The following is an 18,258-nucleotide window of genomic DNA, read 5'->3' as shown; positions in this document are numbered from 1 at the left end:
CTCGATGGTCAGGCCGTACTGGGCGAAGCCGCCGTCGGAACCCATCAGCCGGGCCTGGCTGACCACGCCGCAGCGGATGGTCTCGTGGCCCTGGGCGTCGGCGATGCCGATGCGGGCGGACTGGCCGAGCAGGGTCTTGAGTTCAATGGCGCCGTCGGGGGACAGGCAGGTAAGTTGATAACGATAGGCCTTGGACACGCCCTCTTCGCCATCCAGGCTTTGCGGCAGCAGCTGCTCGGCGGCGACGGATCCGCTGCCCAGCTCCAGGCTGAGCAGGCGCTGGTCTTGATTGAAGGCGGAGGCGAAGGAGGAAAGAAGGCTGTCAAGGTCCATCGATTGTCCAAAACGAAAGCGCCCTTGAAGCAGGGCTTGAAAGTGAGAAAACCGAAAAGAACCAGCATTTTATGTGGGAGGCATCGCGTCAACAAGGCGAACATTCTGCTTCATTAGCGTACCTGAACTAAAGGACAGGTATGACTGGGCGTCGGGGAGGCAGGCAGGGGGTGGCGCGATGGCCGGTGAAATGCTGATGAGGCGAAGGTTTCGAGATTATGGGCGCAATCGGCGATGCGAATCCACTTTTCTGCCGGCGTCGCGCCGGGCTGGTTTGTTGGGCGAAGCCGCCGTCGCGCAGAAAAGCGGTTTTCTCCGGGGTGGAGGGACGGCCGGGTATCCGGTTGCCGTGGGGAAAGCGGCCGAAGAGGTGGATGGTGTCGCGGAGGGCTTCCGCATGATATCGCAAGGGCTGATCCAGGTGCCGCGTTTCGATGTGGCCGTGCAGCTGGAAAGGAGAGTGCTGGTGGAGGTGATGCCGGCGCATCTGGTCTGCCCCGGCAGGCACCATCTGTCGCGGAGAGTGCAGGCTTTCTCGTCTGGCTGGAGGCCTTGCTGACGCCGCATGCGGGAGGGGCACGCTAGTTATTAGTACTAAATGAGATTTTTTCAACAAAGTCTAATCTGAAAGCCGATTCCGATCGGCGGAGGATGAGGCCATGAAAGATTCGAAGTACCACGGCATCTGGATATGCTTGCTGCTGCTGGACGGCGCCGGAGTGGGCCTGGGGTATAAATGGGTGGCGAGCGAGTTTTCCACCCTTGCCCTCAGCGGCTACATCACATTGGCGCTGCTGGTTTCCGGCCTGGCGGCCGCGCCGCTGATCCGGTTTCTGGTGGTCGGCTGGGGAGCGCGCTACGAGGAGTTCCGCAACCGGTTGAATAACGGCGCGTTGGTCTTTTACTTGCGGCAGTTCTGGCAGCCGCGCACCGACAGGATCCCGGCGTTGAAGGAGTGGCCGCTGCCGCCTGAGAGGAAAGGCGAAGCGGACGCGGCGGCCGAGAGTCTGTTCGAGCGCATCTACCGCGAGCATTACGGCCGCTCGGCCTTCATCATGCCGCTGGCGCTGTTGCAGGTGGCCATTTTGCTCATGGTCACTTTGTACGCGTTGGCGGAAGTGGAGAAGCTGAAGCTGTTGGTGAACAATCTGGTCATTGTGGCGTCCATCGCCGGCGCTTATCTGTTTGTCGTCAGCGACATGGTGACGGCAGTGCGGCGGCGCAGCCTGAACGTGGCGGACGTTTACTGGTACGCGCTGCGCATGACGCTGGCCATTCCGATAGGCGCGGCGGTGAGCGCCGCCACTAGCGCCGATGCCCACGCGGTGTCTGCCTTGCAGACGGTGGTGGCTTTCGCCATCGGCGCTTTCCCCATGGATGTGCTGATGAAACTGCTGCGGCGCCTGGCGTCGCGCAGCTTCGGCGCCAGCGAACAGGATCAGAACAGCGACCAGTTGATCAAGCTGGAAGGGGTGACCGCCGACATCGCCGCCGGGATGGCGGCCGAGGGCGTCAATTCCATCGAGCAATTGATCGGCACCGATCCGGTGCTGCTGTCCATCCGCACCGGCTTTCCGTTCAAGTTCATCCTGCGGTTGAGCAGCCAGGCCATCGTCTGGCGCTATTTCAGCGATCACGGCGCCAGCCTGGCAAGGTTGGGTTTGGCCGACGTGGAGGCGATTTTCAACCTGAACGAGAAGCTGGAGCTGAAGGAGGACGACCCGCAACGCCAGCAGGCCGACAAGGTGGTTGCCAACGCGGCCGCCTGTCTGCAGGCCGGCGGCGGAACGACGCCGGACGAGGCGACCTTGCGTTTCTTGTTTGGCGAAATCTGCAACCAGCCGTATACCCGTTTCCTGCTCTCCACGCTGAAGCAGAAGAACGGCTACCGCCGTCCGCGGCTGGTGAACGCCAAGCCATCGGAGAAACCGCCGGAAGAGCCGCCCAACGCCGCGTGATGCCCGGTTGGCATGGCTTACCCTTTGGCGCAATATGCAGTTAAGGCCGGACTCTAGCGGAGTCCGGCTTTTTCCAAGGGGAAACCATGTTCGATAACCTTTTTCGACTCATCTCGGCAGGGGAGACGCCATGAGCCTGGCCGCCGACATCGTTGTCGCCCTGGTGGCGTTGCTGCACGTCTATTTCCTGATCCTGGAAATGTTTTTGTGGGACAAGCCGCTGGGGATGAAGACCTTCCGCCTGACGCCGGAGCGGGCGCGGGATACCAAGGTTCTGGCCGCCAACCAGGGCTTGTACAACGGCTTTCTCGCCGCCGGCCTGGTCTGGGGGCTGTGGCAGGGCGCGTTCGGATTCCAGATCAAGCTGTTTTTCCTGGCCTGCGTGCTGGCGGCCGGCGTGTTCGGCGCCGCCACCGTCAACCGGCGCATTTTGTTCGTGCAGGCTTTGCCGGCGGCGCTGGGCATCGCGCTGCTGTGGCTGGCTTGAGCGGCAAGCGCGTCACGGGGAATGCGAATGGTTCCGGACATGAGCATCTTGGGGCGGTTTTCAGGCAGAAGGCTCAAGCCGGCGCGCATTGTGTTCGATGAGCGCGGCGTGTCCGCGCTCCGAGGCGATGCTTTGCGATGGAGAGTGCCGTTGGAGGATATCGCGTCCGTTAGCCTGAGGCGGGGGCGGCGTCTATTCGGCTTGTTTCCGCTGGGCCAGTGGCTGGTGGTAGAGTCCCGCGGCGGCGTATTCCATGCCCAGTCAGGGCTGGAGTTCAAGAATGACGACCTTGAGCGCTTGGTGGCGCGCATCTGCCAGTACCCTCCTTGATTTCGCGGGGTCAGCTAGTTCGCTCCAGTTCCTGCAAGAAGCGCTCCAGAACCAGGTTGGCCCGCCGTCCCTTGCGCACCGCCAGCGCCAGCGGCGCGTCGTAATGGCAGACTGCCGGCAGCAATGGGCGCATCAGGCCTTGCGTTACCCAACTGGCGGCGAAGTGCTCGGGCAGATAGCCGATGTAGCGGCCGGTGAGGATCAAAAACGCGATGCCTTCGCGGTCGGACGCGGTGGCGATGGGCTTGAGCCGTTGTTGCAGCGCCTGGGCCTGCGGCGGTAGGCGGTAGCCGGGAGCGATGGCGTCGGCGGCTGCGAGGTCCGCCTCGGCCAGATCGTCGTTCGGCCGGCTGAACAGCGGGTGCTCGCGGCTGCAATACAGCTGCGAGCGCTCGTCGTACAGCGGCAGGTAGTCCAGCCCGGACAAAGGCTGGATCAGCGGCACCACGCCGGCGTGCAGCTGGCCGTCCATCAGCCCGGTTTCGATGTCGTTGGGCGTCATCATGCCGATATTGATGCGCACGTCCGGCCCCTGTTTGGCCAGCGCCCGCAGCGCCTGGGTGATGCGCATCTTGGGCAGCGTGACCAGGTTGTTGATGATGCCGATGTTCAGTTCGCCGCGCAGCTGGCGGTGCAGCAGGTTCACCTCGCTGCGGAAGTCCTCCAGCGCCGCCAGCAGCGTCTGGCTGGCGCGCAGCACCTCGCGCCCCTCGTCGGTGAGGGCGAAGCCGGCGCGGCCGCGCTGGCACAGCCGGATGCCCAGCCGCTTTTCCAGATCGCCCATCTGCAGGCTGATGGCGGAGCGGCTGATGCCCAGCACGCCCTCGGCGGCGGAGAAGCCGCCGCACTCGGCCACCGCGCGGAACAGCCGCAGCAGCCGGATATCGAAATCGCTGACTTGGCCCAGCGCAGGTTTGCGGTTCATTTAAGTTGAGAAATATAGAATCTGAACATAAGAAAGATAGCATTTAACTCACGCAATGTCCGCGGCATGCTGTGTCCATATTCCCGCCTGCGAGGCTTGCGATGAACCACCCGCTCACCACCCGTTCCGAATTCTCCAATCTCGACCTGCGCGCGCACTGGATGCCGTTCAGCGCCAACCGCAACTTCCAGCGCGATCCGCGGCTGATCGTCGCCGGCGAGGGCAATTATCTGACCGACGCCGACGGCCGCCGCATCTTCGACAGCCTGTCCGGCCTGTGGTGTTGCGGCGCCGGACACAGCCGCAAGGAGATCGCCGAGGCCGCCTATCGCCAGTTGTCGACACTGGATTATTCGCCCGGCTTCCAGTTTGGCCATCCGCTGTCGTTCCGCTTGGCCGAGCGGGTGGCGGCGATGGCGCCGGGCGAGCTGAACCACGTGTTTTTCACCAACTCCGGCTCCGAATGCGCCGACACCGCGGTGAAGATGGCGCGCGCCTACTGGCGGCTGAAGGGGCAGGCGTCCAAGACCAAGCTGATCGGCCGCGCCCGCGGCTACCACGGCGTCAACATCGCCGGCACCAGTCTGGGCGGCATGAATGGCAACCGCAAATTATTCGGCCCGCTGATGGACGCGGACCATCTGCCGCACACCTTGCTGCCGGCCAACGCCTTCAGCCGCGGCCTGCCTGTGCATGGCGCGGAGCTGGCGGACGACCTGCTGCGGCTGATCGAGTTGCACGACGCGTCCAATATCGCCGCGGTGATCGTGGAGCCGATGGCCGGCTCCGCCGGCGTCATCGTGCCGCCGCGGGGCTATCTGCAACGCTTGCGCGAAATCTGCAGCCAGCACGGCATCCTGCTTATCTTCGACGAAGTGATCACCGGTTTCGGCCGCACCGGATCGATGTTCGGCGCGGACTATTTCGGCGTGACGCCGGACATCATGAGTCTGGCCAAGCAGCTAACCAATGGCGCGGTGCCGATGGGCGCGGTGGTGGCGACGTCCGAGATCTACGACGCCTTCATGACGCAGGCGACGCCGGAGTACGCGGTGGAATTCGCCCATGGCTACACCTACTCGGCCCATCCGGTGGCCTGCGCGGCGGCGCTGGCGGCGCTGGATGTGCTGGAAAACGAAAACCTGGTGGCCAGGGCCGCCGAGTTGGCGCCGCATTTCGAGCGCGGCATCCACGGCCTGAAGGGCTTGCCGCACGTGGTAGACATCCGCAATTGCGGGCTGGCCGGCGCGGTGCAGATCGCGCCGCGCGGCGGCGACGCCATCGTGCGGCCGTACGAGGCGGCGATGGCGCTGTGGCGCAAGGGCTTCTACGTCCGTTACGGCGGCGACGCGCTGCAGTTCGGCCCGCCGTTCACCACTACGCCGCAGGAGTTGGACAGCCTGTTCGACGCCGTCGGTGAGACGCTGTCCAAGCTGGCCTGAAACGATTGTCACCAATAAAACGAGATCCTGAAATGACGACTTTGCAACACCTGATCCACGGCGAAGCTTGCGACGGCGGCAGCCGCCTCGCGCCGGTTTTCAACCCATCCACCGGCAAAGCCATCGCCGAAGTGCAATTGGCCGACGCCGCCACCGTCGCGCAGGCAGTGGCGGCCGCCCAGGCGGCGTTTCCGGCCTGGCGCGACACCCCGCCGGCCAAGCGGGCGCAAGTGTTGTTCCGCTTCAAGCAACTGCTAGAACAGCATGAGGCGGAGATCGTGCCGCTGATCAGCCGCGAGCACGGCAAAACGCTGGAAGACGCTGCCGGCGAACTGAAGCGCGGCATCGAGAATGTCGAATACGCCTGCGCCGCGCCGGAGCTGCTGAAGGGCGAGTACAGCCGCAACGCCGGCCCGGCCATCGACGCCTGGAGCGATTTCCAGCCGCTGGGCGTGGTGGCCGGCATCACGCCGTTCAACTTCCCGGCCATGGTGCCGCTGTGGATGTATCCGCTGGCCATCGCCTGCGGCAATACCTTCATCCTGAAACCGTCGGAACGCGATCCCAGCTCCACGCTGCTGATCGCCAGCCTGCTGCATGAAGCTGGTTTGCCCCGTGGCGTGCTCAACGTGGTGCATGGCGACAAGGAGGCGGTGGATGCGCTGCTGGCGGCGCCGGAAGTCAAGGCTGTGAGCTTCGTCGGCTCAACCCCCATCGCCGAATACATCTACGCCGAGGGCAGCCGCCGCGGCAAGCGGGTGCAGGCGCTGGGCGGGGCCAAGAACCACGCGGTGGTGCTGCCGGACGCCGACTTGGACAACACCGTCAACGCCTTGATGGGCGCGGCTTACGGCTCCTGCGGCGAGCGCTGCATGGCCATCTCGGTCGCCGTCTGCGTCGGCGATCAAGCCGCCGACGCGTTGATCGCCAAACTCACGCCGCAGATCAAAGCCTTGAAAGTGGGGCCGGGCACGTCGCCGGGCCTGGACATGGGGCCGCTGGTGACGCGCGCCCACCTGGACAAGGTCAGTGGCTACATCGCCGACGGCGTCGCGTCCGGGGCGGAGTTGGTGGTGGATGGCCGCGGCATCACGGTGCCTGGCCATGAGGGCGGCTTCTTCCTTGGCGGCTGCCTGTTCGACCGCGTGGGGCCGGACATGCGGATTTATAAAGAAGAAATCTTCGGCCCGGTGCTGTGCGTGGTGCGGGTGGACAGTCTGGAAGAGGCGATCGCGCTGATCAACGCCCACGAATACGGCAACGGTACCTGCATCTTCACTCGCGACGGCGAGGCGGCGCGGCTGTTTGCCGACACGGTGGAGGTGGGCATGGTGGGCATCAACGTGCCGCTGCCGGTGCCGGTGGCCTACCACAGTTTCGGCGGTTGGAAGCGGTCGCTGTTCGGCGACCTGCACGCCTACGGCCCGGACGGCGTGCGCTTCTACACCCGGCGCAAGGCGGTGACCCAGCGCTGGCCGCAACGCGCCAGCCACGAAGCCTCGCAGTTCGCCTTTCCCAGTCTGTAAATCAGCCGCGGCAGACGGGCCGCTCGCGAGGGTGGCCCGTTTCGCTGGCATAATGGCAATGTCCTGACCCTGTCTGACCGCCATGAAACCGTTCGCTTCCGCAACCATCGTCTCTTCCCCTTGGATCATCCGCCGCCTGAGCGCGGCCGATATCGATGCGCGCTGGCTGGACGACTTCCAGCGCCGGCAGGAGGTGACGCTGGTATATCGCGGCGCGCCCGGAGACAGGCGCATTGTGGCCGAATCCTTCATTGACGACTGGTTGGCGGACGAGCGGCGGGTACTGTGCCTTGAACTCGCGGCGATGGCGGACGCCGGGCGAGTATGGGCAGCGATGGACGGCGAAAGCCTGGCCGGCTTCGCCGCCATCTCGCCGGAGCCGCTGGGCCCGGATGGCGAATACCGGCAATTAAAGGAATTGCAGGTGGATGCCCGCTGGCGCGGCCGGGGGCTGGGCCGCGAGCTGATGCGGCAGTGCATGGCCGGCGGCAAGGCGATGGGCGCGCGCCGGCTGTACATTTCCTCGCACTCGGCCATCGAGACGGTATCGTTCTACGAGCGTTGCGGCAGCGTGCCGGCGCGCTGGCTGCACCGTCCCCAGGTCGAGCTTGAGCCGTTCGATTGGCAGATGGAGTGCGATCTGGCGCACCAGTGAAATGTCATTGTGCTATCTTGCTTAAGCCTGCTTTCCCCTCGACAAGGAGCCAGCCATGCCCAATACGATACGTCTGCACCGCGTGCTGAGCGCGCCGCCGGAGCGCGTCTACCGCGCCTTCATCGATCCGCTGGCCCTGGTCAAATGGCTGCCGCCCGAGGGCTTCGTCTGCCGGGTGCTGGAACGTGATGTCCGTGTCGGCGGCAGCTACAAGATGGAATTCGTCGCTTTTGCCAGCGGCCAAAAACATGCGTTCGGCGGCCGTTACCTGGAGCTGGTTCCGGGCGAGCGCATCCGCTACACCGACCGTTTCGACGACGCCAACCTGCCCGGCGAAATGACCACCACCATCACGCTGGCGCCGTTATCCTGCGGTACCGACCTTTCCATTGTTCAGGACGGGATTCCCGATGCGATCCCACCGGAAAACTGCTATCTGGGCTGGCAGCAGTCGCTGAAGCAGCTGGCGGCATTGGTGGAGCCGGATATAACGGGCTAGGTCGGGAGGGGGCAAAAAAAAGCCGGGCGCATGCCCGGCTTGGCTTTTGCGGGGAGCGTCCGCTCAGTTGGATAGCGCCCACGGATCGCCGGCGGTGGGCAGATTGCCCTGGGTCCACCACTTGGCGCAGTACTTCTTGCCTTGGTACAGCGCGCAGGCGCCTCCGGAATAGGCCGTGCTGGCTGACCATTGCTGCAGGCCGCCGCCTTGCTGCTGCCACACCGAAGCCTGGCCGGGCACGTCGCCTTGGGTCCACCACTGGGCTTTCCAGGTGGCGCCGGAGTAGGTGACGGTATTGCCGGTGTTGTAGACCTGGCCCGACGACCACGGCTGGCCGTTCACCGGTCCGCCGCCATTGCCGTTGTCGCCGCCACCGTAATTCGGGTCCTGGGTGACGCCGCTGCCCCAGTGGTCTTTGAAGCCCTTGAACACATTGCTGAAGGCGTAAGGCGTCTGCACGATGCCGGAGCACTGCGCGTCGACATAATGGCCGTTATTGGGGCAAGACTTGTCGCGGCTGATCGACCACATCGACAGCAGTCCGAAGCGATTGCTGTTGGCCATGCCGTACAGGTCCTTGGCGTTGTCCACGGTGAAGGTTTCCGGCTGGGTGTCGTTTAGGCCCGCCATGGGCGTGACGCCCACTTTTTGCCACAGCTGGGCGTCGGTCAGCGTCTGGCCGTGGGCCTTGTAGGCGGCGTCGATCTGGCCGTACAGCGCCTGGGCGGCCTGTTTGGCGGCCGCGCCCATGTTCGGATTGGATTGGCCGTAGTCCATGGCCATGATGTTGACGGCGTCCAGCGCCACGCCGTTGGCGAGCGCAGAGGCGAGCACGCTCTGGCCGTCCTGGGTCAGGCCGAAGGGCATGGCCGGCAGGGTCAGCGATACATGCAGCGTCTTGCCTTTGGCCTTGTAGTTCTTCTGCAGCGCGGCCACCACCGCGAAGTTGCGGTTGTTGGCGGCGGTATCGGTTTGCGCGCCGCCTTCGATGTCGAAATCGATGCGCGACAGGTTGTAGGTGTCCAGCACGGTCTGGTAGGCGGCCTGCAGGCTGGCGTTGGTGGTGCAGGACTGTTGCAGCGGGGTGCCATTGGCGCCGCCGAAGGACACCATCACTTCGCCGCCCTTGCCGCGGAAATTATTGATGCCGTTGCGGATGGCGCTCAGTTGCTGGTCGGAACCGCTGCCCGGGATGGCCAGCACGCCGCCCCAGGAGGGCGCGCAGCCTCCCTTGGCGACGACGAAGGCGAGGGTGAATTGCTGGATGCCCTGATTAACGCCCAGCTTGTCGATTTGGGGCGTCGGCCACAAAGTCATGTCGACATAGGGCGCGAAGGCACCGGCCTGGGCGGCGGGACTGGCGAGACCGGCCGCGGCGGCGGCTAGAGCGGAGAGGGCGGCAAACGTTTTCATCATGAGCGGACTCCCGGGTTGCGCAGCATTCTGATGTTTTGAATGGCTGAACATATTAAATGGTTTATAAAAACGCCAACATTTGTCAGCAATTCCCAAATATACCCAGATAGAGTAAAAACTCAATAGAAAATGGTCGCTCGCTTTTGATTTTGAGCAAAGGCATTGGATTGATTGCCGAAGGGGCTGATGAGGCGGGACTGCGGGTTGGAGAGGGGTGGCAGGCCGCCGCGTGGCGGCGGCCTGGCGGGTTAATCCAGAGGCCAGGGCATCGATTTCGGCAACGGTGCGTCGGCTTCCGGCTCGCTTGGCGCGGCGGGCGCCGCCACGCTGTCCACCTCGCGCCACCAGGGATGGGCGCGCTCGGCGTGGGCCGGCTCCATCGCTTGCCCCAGCCGCGGCATCATCAGCCGGACGTTCTCTTTTTCGCCGCTGGCCAGCAGGGACTCGGCCGGCGCGTCCCAGGCGTGCATCGCCAGGTTGAAGGTGCCCCAATGCACCGGCAGGAAGGCGCCGCCGCCCAGCAGGTCCAGCGCTTTCAAGGCGTTGTCCGGCCCCAGGTGGATGTCGCCCCAGGCGGGATGATGGGCGCCGACCTCCAGCATCACCAGATCGAACGGGCCCATGCGCTCGCGGATCTCGGCGAATTGCCCAGACAGGCCGGTGTCGCCGCTGAAGAACACCGAATGGCGGGCGCTGCGGATGGACAGCGACGACCACAGCGTGGCGTTGCGGTCTTTCAGGCCCCGGCCGGAGAAGTGCTGGGACGGCGTGGCGGTGACCGTCAGGTCGGAGTCGGGATGATGATAGCTTTCCCACCAGTCCAGCTCGGTGATCCGCTCTGACCGCACGCCGAAGGCTTCCAGGTGGGCGCCCACGCCCAGCGCGGTGACGAAGGGAACGTCGGTCTTGGCCAGCTCGCGGATGGTGGGGTAGTCGAGGTGGTCGTAATGGTCATGCGAGACCAGCACCAGATCCAGCGGCGGCAACTGTTTCAGCTTGATCGGCACCGGCTGGAAGCGTTTGGGCCCGGCTAATCGGGTGGGAGAGGCGCGGGGGCCCCATACCGGATCGGTCAGCAGGCGCAAGCCATCGATTTCGATAAGCACGGTGGAATGTCCGAGCCAGGTGGCGCGCAGGCCGGACTGGGCTGGCTTGCGCCAGGCATCCAGCGGGTTGTCGGCTGGAAGCGGCGCGGAGGGCGCCCGGCGTTCGCCGCCGCATAGGAAGTCGCGCAGCGACGGCATGGTTGCCGACGGGTCGCGCAAGGCGGGATCGATAGGGTAGATGTTGCGAAAACCGCTGCCGGACCAAAGCGGCGACGCCTGCATTTTTTCCAGCCTGGGGCCGGACGCTTTCTTGCCGAGAGACTTCATCGAGATGCCTTCCTGTTCGTTGCCGACGCGGACGGGGCCGGCGGACGGGCCATATTGATGGTAGCCGGCCGGGCTTCCGGCGTGCCGCTTTCCCGCGGCGGGTCCTGACAAGATGGGCGCTGAGCGTCGGGATTCAAGGCGTCGCGCTTCCTTGCCACCCCACTCGGGTCTGCCTAGGATTAACTGTTCGCCAAGTGATAATCATTCTGTTCGACAGGGACAAGACGCGGGCGGTCCAACCCCAGGCAAGGATAAGATGTGGGAAAGCTGGAAGACATTTTGCTGCAATTGAGCCGGAGCGAGGGGCTGCCGGATTCGGCGGTGCTGGACATGCTGGCGGTGCAGAGAAGCCTGCATCCCCGCGCCAGCCTGCTGTACTGGGCAGTGGTCGATTATGGCTTGCCGTCGACGGAAAGCCGGCTATTCGTGTTCGACACGCTGGAGGCCAGCGTGCAGCGGTTCCTGGTCGCGCATGGCCGCGGGCTGGACCCGAACGCCAATCTGCTGATGGCCGGCGCCTTCTCCAATGAGCTGGATTCCGATTTATCCTGCCTGGGCGTGTGCCGCGCCTCCGAAACCTATTTCGGCAGCCAGGGCTTGTCGCTGTGGCTGGATGGCCTGGAGCGAAGCAATTCCAATATGCGGCGGCGCAATCTGGTGATGCACGGCTCCGACCACGTCACCTCGCAGTATGCGGCCGAACATGGCATCTTGTGGCGCTCCGATGGCAGCCTGGCGGTGGAGCCGCAATACAGCGTCGGCTTGATCAATATGTTGCAGGGCGGTTCCTACATCAACTGCATTCGCAGCGGGCTCTGAGGCGGCGCCGGACCGCGCGAGCGGTCCGGCGTTTCAGCGGGTTATGCCTTCAACCGCTGGAATGACGCGGCGTTCAGCATTGAACATGCAGGTGGAAGGCGTGGTCGTTGGCCGTCCCGTTGGTATCGGCCGTCCGCACGAAAATGCCGTTAGGATTGCCGCTGCGCAGGGTCACGCTGATGAAGCCCAGCGCGGGGAAGGTTGGAGAGGGATCGCCCAGAGTCGCGGTATACACGCACTTTGAGACGTCGCTCGGGAAAATCACCTCGAAGTAGCCGTAATTGCCGCCGAAGTTGTTGGAGCTGGCGCCGGCGGGGCCGACAGCCAGCGTGCCATCGGCGTTGACGATCACGCTGTAGGTCTTGGTGATGACGGTTGCGACTGCCGCGGTCGCGGCGGCCCGCGCGGCCCGGGAGGGGGGCTGGCTGGCCGCCAGCGCGGTGGAGGTCAAAAGGCCGGCGGCAATGACGGCCGACGCGAGCCGCGTATAGCGTGAGATGCGACGAGTATTCATGACTTTGCTCCTGAGTAGGTGTCGGATGCATCAAGTTGTAATGGTTTGGGCATGCCCGCTTCTGGCGCGGACCATGACGATGGCGCTCGACGCGCAGGGATGCGACGGAGAGGGAATGGCAGGGCCATCAAACTGAGGCGGGGCCGCAAGCGGCGGTCCGGAAACGCAGAGGCGGCGAAACGCGCGTCGGTCAGGAGCGCGATGCCGGATTGGTATCAAGAAGAAAAGTATTTATGTAGATGTTTTGATTGATACGGATGGAATAGCCGTCAATATAGAAGCCGAATTGGCGATTGAATCTGTTCTTAAGGACAGTTTTTTGAGTTAGCGCGGGCATGCGCGCACATAAAACGTCTAAGAGTCGCTCACAAAACCTCGTGGAGAACCTGAACCAAGGCGCGCCGACGCAGGCCGTGGCCGTCGTACGACAAGGAGGCGCAACCCAGGACCAGGGGTTTTGTCGGCGGGTCCGGATCGACGAGGCGAAAGAGGACTGAATGGGGGCCGGGGCGCATCGGCATGGCGGAGCGCCCCAGGGGGATGCGGGAGGGGCCGCTCAATACTCTCCGTTCATCGCCTGTTTGCTCTGGCAATGCACATAAGGTTGGCCGGTCCGCTTGCCGGGGAAGGGATAGCCGGTGGGGCCTCCCACCGTGCGCAGCATCGCCACGCTATAGTCGCCCTTGAGCCGGGCCTTTTTGATCGCCGCCTGTATCGCCGTTGCGTCGCCGTCCACGAACAGCGCCAGGAAGCCGCCATCGGTTTCGGAGAGCTTGACCGAGCGGATCGGCAGGCCGCCAAAGGCATAGCCGTCAGGCAAGGACAGCTCTTGGTCCCATACCGTGTTTTCTGGCTGGCGGGTCGCTTTGCCCAGCAGGGAGGCGATGCCGTTTTCTCCGAAGTTCAGCCGCTGGCAATTGAGCTGCGCCGCCAGGCGCTTGTCCTTGGCCGCGACTTGGGTCTTTTTGGCGCCCGCCTGATACAGCCCATCGAAAGGCACGTCGCCGAAAACGCCGGCGCAACGCTCGGTTTTGAGTTGCAAGGCGGACGCCTGCGGGGTGAGCGTCAGCGTGCAGCGATCCTCGCGATAGATCCATTGCTTGCCGTCCGTCGAAGTCAGCTTGCCTGCTCCCGATCCGGCATGCCGGGGGAGGGCGTTTCCTTTCTGCAGCACTTCCAGTTCGAATCGGCCATCCGCCTGGATAGTGATGGCGCGCTCGAACTCGGCGTCGGAACCATCGTATTTGCCGGGGGCGGGATAGCCGGCTGCAGGGTTGCCGGCATTGGCGCTGTCGCCCTGCAGCGCTTTATGGATGCCGTCCTTGATGATCGAGCCCAGGTTCAAGGTGAAGGTTTCCGCGCGCAGCGCCGGACTGGGCGACGCGATGGAGGCCAGAAGCAGGGCCAGGCGGATGGATGTTGCTGTTTTCATGGAAGGTCCAAGGTTAGGGTGTGATCACAGATGGATATGCCAGCTATAAGGCTTTCACTCAAATAAATCAAGATATTGGTATCTTGTTTTGAGATGAAAAATGACATCATGGCTTTGGCCAGCCAGGCCGCATCGCGGGATGGCTTGGAGTCTAACGGCGGCGCCGATAGGCTATTGAAAGCTGATCGAGCAGCCTGGGGTGATTGCAGCGACTTTACCCCATGAGTGGCGCTGTTTATGGGTAAAAATCGTAGGCTGCGGAGGGAGGGGTACATCGTCATGGCAGCTGGCGGATTGAGGGGTATTATACGGATAGGTTTATGATGATGGTTTTTTGTGGCGGCGCTTGGGTCAATATTGGACGTCAGCAATATCAATTGATATATGAACCTGCGTGTCCGTATAAACCCTGTTCGGCTGCTCTCGAGGTTTATCAGCTTAGGAGAATGCATGTTTGACCATGTCGTAATCGGAGTACGCAACTATGCGGCGAGTAGGCTGTTTTTCATCCAGGCGCTTGAACCGCTGGGCGTCACCGTGGTGCATGATGGGCCGCTCGGCGTCGAGCTTTGCCGTCCTGATAGCCTTTCATCGTTGTGCATTCGTCGAGAACCCGAGGAGAGCCCGGCGCATCTCCACTTGGCATTTACCGCCGATAATCGCCAGCAAGTAGAAGCTTTCTATCGCGCAGCCCTTGCGGCCGGCGCCATGGATAATGGCTCGCCCGGCTTGCGCGCTCAGTACCATGAAAATTACTACGCTGCCTTCGTTATCGGCCCAGACGGGCATAATATAGAAGCTGTGTGTCATGAGGCCGAGGCCTAATGATCCATTCAAGCCGGAGCCGCTTTGCGGCTCGGCTTAATTCAGGTATTGGGTTGCAATGCCTGAACTCAACCATCCGCAGAGGCGCTTTGGCCCCCGCCTCCTCGCCAGCATCAGTAGGGAAATTTCAATCAATTCGGCTGATGCTTTGAATTGTCAGGTTTTGTCACGCGCAAGATTGATAGCCAGCAAGAAAATGCCCCACGATCAAAAGAGCGCAGGGCATTATTATCAAGCTACAGCGAAAGCGGAAAATCTTTAGTCGCAGCTTATGCTGCTCACAACCGGAAGCTATAGGTTCTGGCTTGCTGGACTCAGCCGCAAGCCCCCACATGCCCGCAGGCGGTGCAGAACTCGCAGCCGTCCTTCTTGATCAGCGCGTGGTTGCCGCACTCGGGGCAGGCCTTGCCGGCCAGCGGTTTGAGCATGGCGGGGGCTTCCTGGGCGAACAGGTCGCTCTGCTCCGGCGCCATCACGCCCATTTCCTCCACCGGCACGCCTTCCTCGGTCAGCACGCCCAGCATCGCGTAGCGGTGGATGATCAGCCGCGCCAGGTAGGCGACGGTGGACGGCCAGCTTTGCGATTTCTCCATGCCGGGGATGCGGGCGAAGAAGTCGCCCTGCGGCTCGGCGTAGTTCAACAGCTTGCGCAGCTTCAGGCCGATCCAGGCCGGGTCGATCACCCGCATGTCCAGCGACAGCATCTTGCACAGGCCGTCCAGTTCGCGCGGGTAGGCGCCGGCCAGCCACACCGAGTACGGCCGGCGCTGGCCGTTGGGCAGCACCAGCTCCTTGACGAACAGCACGAAGTCGTCGCCGGTCTGCGGATTGACCACGTCCACCGACCAGCTCATGGTGCCGTCGCTGCCGGACTTGGGCTCCTTGCGCGCGAACAGCGCGTCCATCACCGGCGTGGCTTCGCCTTCCTCCAGCCGCAGCGCGCCCAGCTGCTCGACGCGGTGGCGCACCACTTGGCCTAGCGCGGCGGCGGCCGAGGTGGCGTGTATGGTCTTGTCGCCCAGCGTGAAGCGGTAGCGCTTGTCGCCGTTGGCGCGCGATAGCGCGTCCAGCTTGGCGGCCAGCCAGGCGCGGTCGCGGCAGCGCATGTCCATCGACAGCGTCTTGGCGATGGCGGACAGGCCGCGTTGCTCATCCGTCGCGTTGACCCAGCATTCGAAAGGCTGGGCGCGGCCGTTTTCCATGTGGCCGACCACCACGGCGAAATCGCCGGCGTCGCCTTCCACCATGAAGGTCCACGACGGGTTGCCTTCCTTCAGCTTGGGGCGGTTCGGCCATTTCAGGCTGGACAAGGCCGGGGTCGGGGCGGTGTTCAGCGTCACGCGGCGGTCCGGGTCGCTGGCGGCGCCGGACAGGTCTTCCGGCGCGGCGGCGGCGCTCTGGGCCGGCTCCACCGACAATACCGAACCCAACACATTGTTGGGGCGGTAGGTGGTGATGCCCTTCAGGCCGTTGCGCCAGGCTTCCAGATACAGGCTCTCGAAGTCCTCGAACGGGTAGTCCGCCGGCACGTTGACGGTCTTGGAGATGGCGGTGTCGACATAGGGCGCGACGGCGGCCACCATGCGCATGTGGTCCAACGCGCTCATTTCCAGCGCGGAGACAAAGTAGTCCGGCAGCTTGGCGGTGTCGCCGCCCTGCATCCGCCATACGCGGTAGGCGTGGTCTTCCACCAGATATTCCTGCTGCGAGTTGTCCGCCATCCGCTTCTTGCGGGTGTAGAACCACGAGAACGGCGGTTCGATGCCGTTGGACGCGTTGTCGGCGAAGGCCAGCGAGATGGTGCCGGTGGGGGCGATGGACAAGAGGTGGGAGTTGCGGATGCCGTGCTTGCGTATCCGGGCCTGGATCTTGGCCGGCAGCCGGCTGGCGCAGTGCGGCGCGGCCAGGTATTTCTCGGCCTCGAACAGCGGGAAGGCGCCTTTCTCGATCGCCAGGTCCACCGACGCGTCGTAGGCGGCGTCGCGCATGCTCTCCGAGATGCGGGCGGCGAAGCGGCGGCCTTCCTCGCTGTCGTAGCGTATCTTCAGCATGATCAGCGCGTCGCCCAGACCGGTGAAGCCGAGGCCGACGCGGCGCTTGTTCATCGCCTCGCGCTCCTGCTCAGGCAAGGGCCACACGGTCAGGTCCAGCACATTGTCCAGCATCCGGATCGATGCGCGCACCACTTTCTCGAACGATTTGAAGTCGAAATGGGCCTTGTCGCCGAACGGCGCGCGCACATGGCGGGTCAGGTTGACCGAACCCAGGTCGCAGCAGCCGTAGTCTGGCAGCGGCTGCTCGCCGCAGGGATTGGTGGACTCGATCACCTCGCAGTAGGACAGGTTGTTGTCCTGGTTGATGCGGGTCATGAACAGCACGCCGGGCTCGGCGTGGTCGTAGGTGGACTCCATGATCTGCCGCCACAGCTCGCGGGCGCGCACGGTGCGGTACACCCACAGGCCGTCTTCGCGGCGGAAGCTGTCGGGGAAGGCGTCGGACATCGGCTCCACCGCGTGGGTGAGCTGCCAGTCGGCGTCGGCCTCCACCGCGCGCATGAAGTCGTCGGACACGCCGACCGAGATATTGAAGTTGCGCAGATCGCCCTGGTCCTTGGCATGGATGAAGTCCTCCACGTCCGGATGGCTGACGTCCAGCACGCCCATCTGCGCGCCGCGGCGCGCGCCGGCGGATTCCACCGTTTCGCAGCTGCGGTCGAACACGCGCATGTAGGAGACAGGGCCGGAGGCGCGGCTGTTGGTGCCCTTGACCCGGGCGCCGCGCGGGCGGATGCGCGAGAAGTTGTAGCCGACGCCGCCGCCGCGGCGCATGGTTTCCGCCGCCTGCAGCAATGCCTGGTAGATGCCGACCTTGCCGTTCTCGGTTTCGGATACCGAGTCGCCCACCGGCTGGACGAAGCAGTTGATCAGGGTGGCCCTGAGGTCGGTGCCGGCGGCGGAGTTGATGCGGCCGCCGGGGATGAATCCGTGATCCAGCGCCTCGAAGAACAGCGGCTCGAAACGCGCCGGGTCCTGTTCCAGCTCGGCCAGCGCGCGCGCGACGCGGTGGCGGACTTCGCTGACGCTTTGTTCGCCGTTCTTGGCGTATTTCTCCAGCAACACCTCGCGGGAGATGTCTTGTTCCGCCATGGCGGCGATGTTTTCCTGCTGCATGGAACGCTCATCCTTCTGAAACGGTGTTCAACGACGATGGCATGGCCGGCTGCGCATGAAAAACGGCGTAGCACACTATATGTTGTTACGCCGTTATGGGGTGAAACGCAAGTTGTTGTGTTCCGGCGCCGTTTTTGATTGTACTCCGGACACGGCGCCGGCGGGTTATTTCGCGCTGATTTTCACTGCCAGCTCCACGCCGTCGCGGTTGGCCGAGGTCTTCTTCGGCTCGTCCAGCGCGATGCGGTCAGCCAGCTCCGGCTGATGCCGCAGCATCACCTTGCGGGCGTTGTCGCCGCGCAACTTGGCCAGTTTGACCAGGTCGGCCGCGCCGACTTTCTCGGCCGCCAGCATTTCGTCGTGCAGCAGCTTGGCCAGCGCTTCGCCGGACGGGCCGCCCGGCTTCAGCGTGTGGCCCAGCAGCTTCAGCCGGCCGATGCGCTGGCCGTAGACCGATTTGATCGCCGACTGGGTCTGCGCGTCTTTCAGGTCCAGCGTGGCCAGCGGCTCGTCGTCCATCGGCGGGTGGCCGGCGGCGGCCAGCACCGCGGCGT

Annotated in this window: 18 protein-coding genes and 1 pseudogene; 10 read left to right on the top strand and 9 right to left on the bottom strand. The window is 64.0% G+C overall.

What is annotated here, in order from left to right; translation table 11 throughout:
• Positions 1-333 (bottom strand): contractile injection system protein, VgrG/Pvc8 family (locus LQR33_RS22035; RefSeq protein ID WP_269326310.1); only part of this gene is annotated, 333 nt, incomplete at its 3' end.
• A 127-nt stretch (positions 334-460) separates the two neighbouring features.
• On the bottom strand, positions 461-742 hold the full coding sequence (locus LQR33_RS24465) for a DUF924 family protein (protein ID WP_221664205.1): 282 nt from the start codon (positions 740-742) through the stop codon (positions 461-463).
• Between LQR33_RS24465 and LQR33_RS22030 the strand changes: the two genes are divergently transcribed.
• From LQR33_RS22030 to LQR33_RS22015, 4 genes are all read left to right on the top strand, one after another.
• A complete protein-coding gene (locus LQR33_RS22030) occupies positions 731-892 on the top strand; it encodes a type 2 periplasmic-binding domain-containing protein (protein ID WP_231177721.1) in 162 nt (53 codons plus the stop codon). The genes LQR33_RS24465 and LQR33_RS22030 overlap by 12 nt on opposite strands.
• A 100-nt stretch (positions 893-992) precedes the next feature.
• A complete protein-coding gene (locus tag LQR33_RS22025) occupies positions 993-2,291 on the top strand; it encodes a hypothetical protein (RefSeq protein ID WP_231470428.1) in 1,299 nt (432 codons plus the stop codon).
• A gap of 130 nt (positions 2,292-2,421) precedes the next feature.
• A complete protein-coding gene (locus LQR33_RS22020; protein WP_260454722.1) occupies positions 2,422-2,778 on the top strand; it encodes a DUF1304 domain-containing protein in 357 nt (118 codons plus the stop codon).
• Between the two features lie 150 nt (positions 2,779-2,928).
• Positions 2,929-3,108, top strand: coding sequence for a hypothetical protein (locus LQR33_RS22015; RefSeq protein WP_221664208.1), 180 nt, complete (start codon positions 2,929-2,931; stop codon positions 3,106-3,108).
• Between the two features lie 10 nt (positions 3,109-3,118).
• On the opposite strand, the gene LQR33_RS22010 is transcribed toward LQR33_RS22015, so the two are convergent.
• Positions 3,119-4,033 carry a LysR family transcriptional regulator gene (locus LQR33_RS22010; RefSeq protein ID WP_221664209.1) on the bottom strand — a complete coding sequence of 305 codons (915 nt, stop codon included), beginning with the start codon at positions 4,031-4,033 and terminating at the stop codon, positions 3,119-3,121.
• A 101-nt stretch (positions 4,034-4,134) separates the two neighbouring features.
• On the opposite strand from LQR33_RS22010, the gene aptA reads away from it, so the two are divergent.
• The 4 genes from aptA (at position 4,135) to LQR33_RS21990 (ending at position 8,155) form a co-directional block, all read left to right on the top strand.
• A complete protein-coding gene (gene aptA / locus LQR33_RS22005) occupies positions 4,135-5,475 on the top strand; it encodes an omega-aminotransferase AptA (RefSeq protein ID WP_231470426.1) in 1,341 nt (446 codons plus the stop codon).
• Positions 5,476-5,507: 32 nt separating this feature from the next.
• Positions 5,508-7,001, top strand: coding sequence for a CoA-acylating methylmalonate-semialdehyde dehydrogenase (locus tag LQR33_RS22000; protein WP_221667894.1), 1,494 nt, complete (start codon positions 5,508-5,510; stop codon positions 6,999-7,001).
• An 82-nt stretch (positions 7,002-7,083) separates the two neighbouring features.
• The gene (locus tag LQR33_RS21995; RefSeq protein WP_231470423.1) at positions 7,084-7,656 is read left to right on the top strand and encodes a GNAT family N-acetyltransferase; all 573 of its coding nucleotides are present in this window, start codon (positions 7,084-7,086) and stop codon (positions 7,654-7,656) included.
• Between the two features lie 55 nt (positions 7,657-7,711).
• Entirely contained in the window at positions 7,712-8,155 is a 444-nt protein-coding gene (locus LQR33_RS21990; protein ID WP_166441255.1) for an SRPBCC family protein, read from the top strand.
• A gap of 63 nt (positions 8,156-8,218) precedes the next feature.
• Here LQR33_RS21990 and LQR33_RS21985 read toward each other — a convergent pair whose 3' ends face one another.
• Positions 8,219-9,571 carry a chitinase gene (locus LQR33_RS21985; protein ID WP_231470421.1) on the bottom strand — a complete coding sequence of 451 codons (1,353 nt, stop codon included), beginning with the start codon at positions 9,569-9,571 and terminating at the stop codon, positions 8,219-8,221.
• Between the two features lie 248 nt (positions 9,572-9,819).
• Entirely contained in the window at positions 9,820-10,944 is a 1,125-nt protein-coding gene (locus LQR33_RS21980; protein WP_221664215.1) for an MBL fold metallo-hydrolase, read from the bottom strand.
• Positions 10,945-11,202: 258 nt separating this feature from the next.
• Here LQR33_RS21980 and LQR33_RS21975 point away from each other — a divergent pair, with 258 nt between their 5' ends.
• The gene (locus LQR33_RS21975; RefSeq protein ID WP_231470419.1) at positions 11,203-11,763 is read left to right on the top strand and encodes a murein L,D-transpeptidase catalytic domain-containing protein; all 561 of its coding nucleotides are present in this window, start codon (positions 11,203-11,205) and stop codon (positions 11,761-11,763) included.
• A 73-nt stretch (positions 11,764-11,836) separates the two neighbouring features.
• Here LQR33_RS21975 and LQR33_RS21970 read toward each other — a convergent pair whose 3' ends face one another.
• Positions 11,837-12,277, bottom strand: a complete 441-nt coding sequence (locus LQR33_RS21970; protein WP_166441259.1) for a hypothetical protein — start codon at positions 12,275-12,277, stop codon at positions 11,837-11,839.
• 556 nt (positions 12,278-12,833) lie between these two features.
• Positions 12,834-13,709 (bottom strand): hypothetical protein, encoded by an 876-nt coding sequence (locus LQR33_RS21965; protein WP_166441260.1) that lies wholly within the window; start codon positions 13,707-13,709, stop codon positions 12,834-12,836.
• Between the two features lie 450 nt (positions 13,710-14,159).
• Between LQR33_RS21965 and LQR33_RS21960 the strand changes: the two genes are divergently transcribed.
• A complete protein-coding gene (locus LQR33_RS21960; RefSeq protein WP_231470417.1) occupies positions 14,160-14,534 on the top strand; it encodes a VOC family protein in 375 nt (124 codons plus the stop codon).
• A gap of 314 nt (positions 14,535-14,848) precedes the next feature.
• On the opposite strand, the gene LQR33_RS21955 is transcribed toward LQR33_RS21960, so the two are convergent.
• A complete protein-coding gene (locus tag LQR33_RS21955) occupies positions 14,849-17,704 on the bottom strand; it encodes an adenosylcobalamin-dependent ribonucleoside-diphosphate reductase (protein ID WP_231470415.1) in 2,856 nt (951 codons plus the stop codon).
• 165 nt (positions 17,705-17,869) lie between these two features.
• Positions 17,870-18,258 (bottom strand): annotated as a pseudogene (locus LQR33_RS21950) (DUF748 domain-containing protein); the annotation flags it as partial.

This window comes from Chromobacterium piscinae, from assembly GCF_021129175.1.
Taxonomy (GTDB): Bacteria; Pseudomonadota; Gammaproteobacteria; order Burkholderiales; family Chromobacteriaceae; genus Chromobacterium; species Chromobacterium piscinae.
The sequence above is the reverse complement of the archived record's forward strand: the minus strand, read 5'-3'. Positions and strand labels throughout refer to the sequence as shown.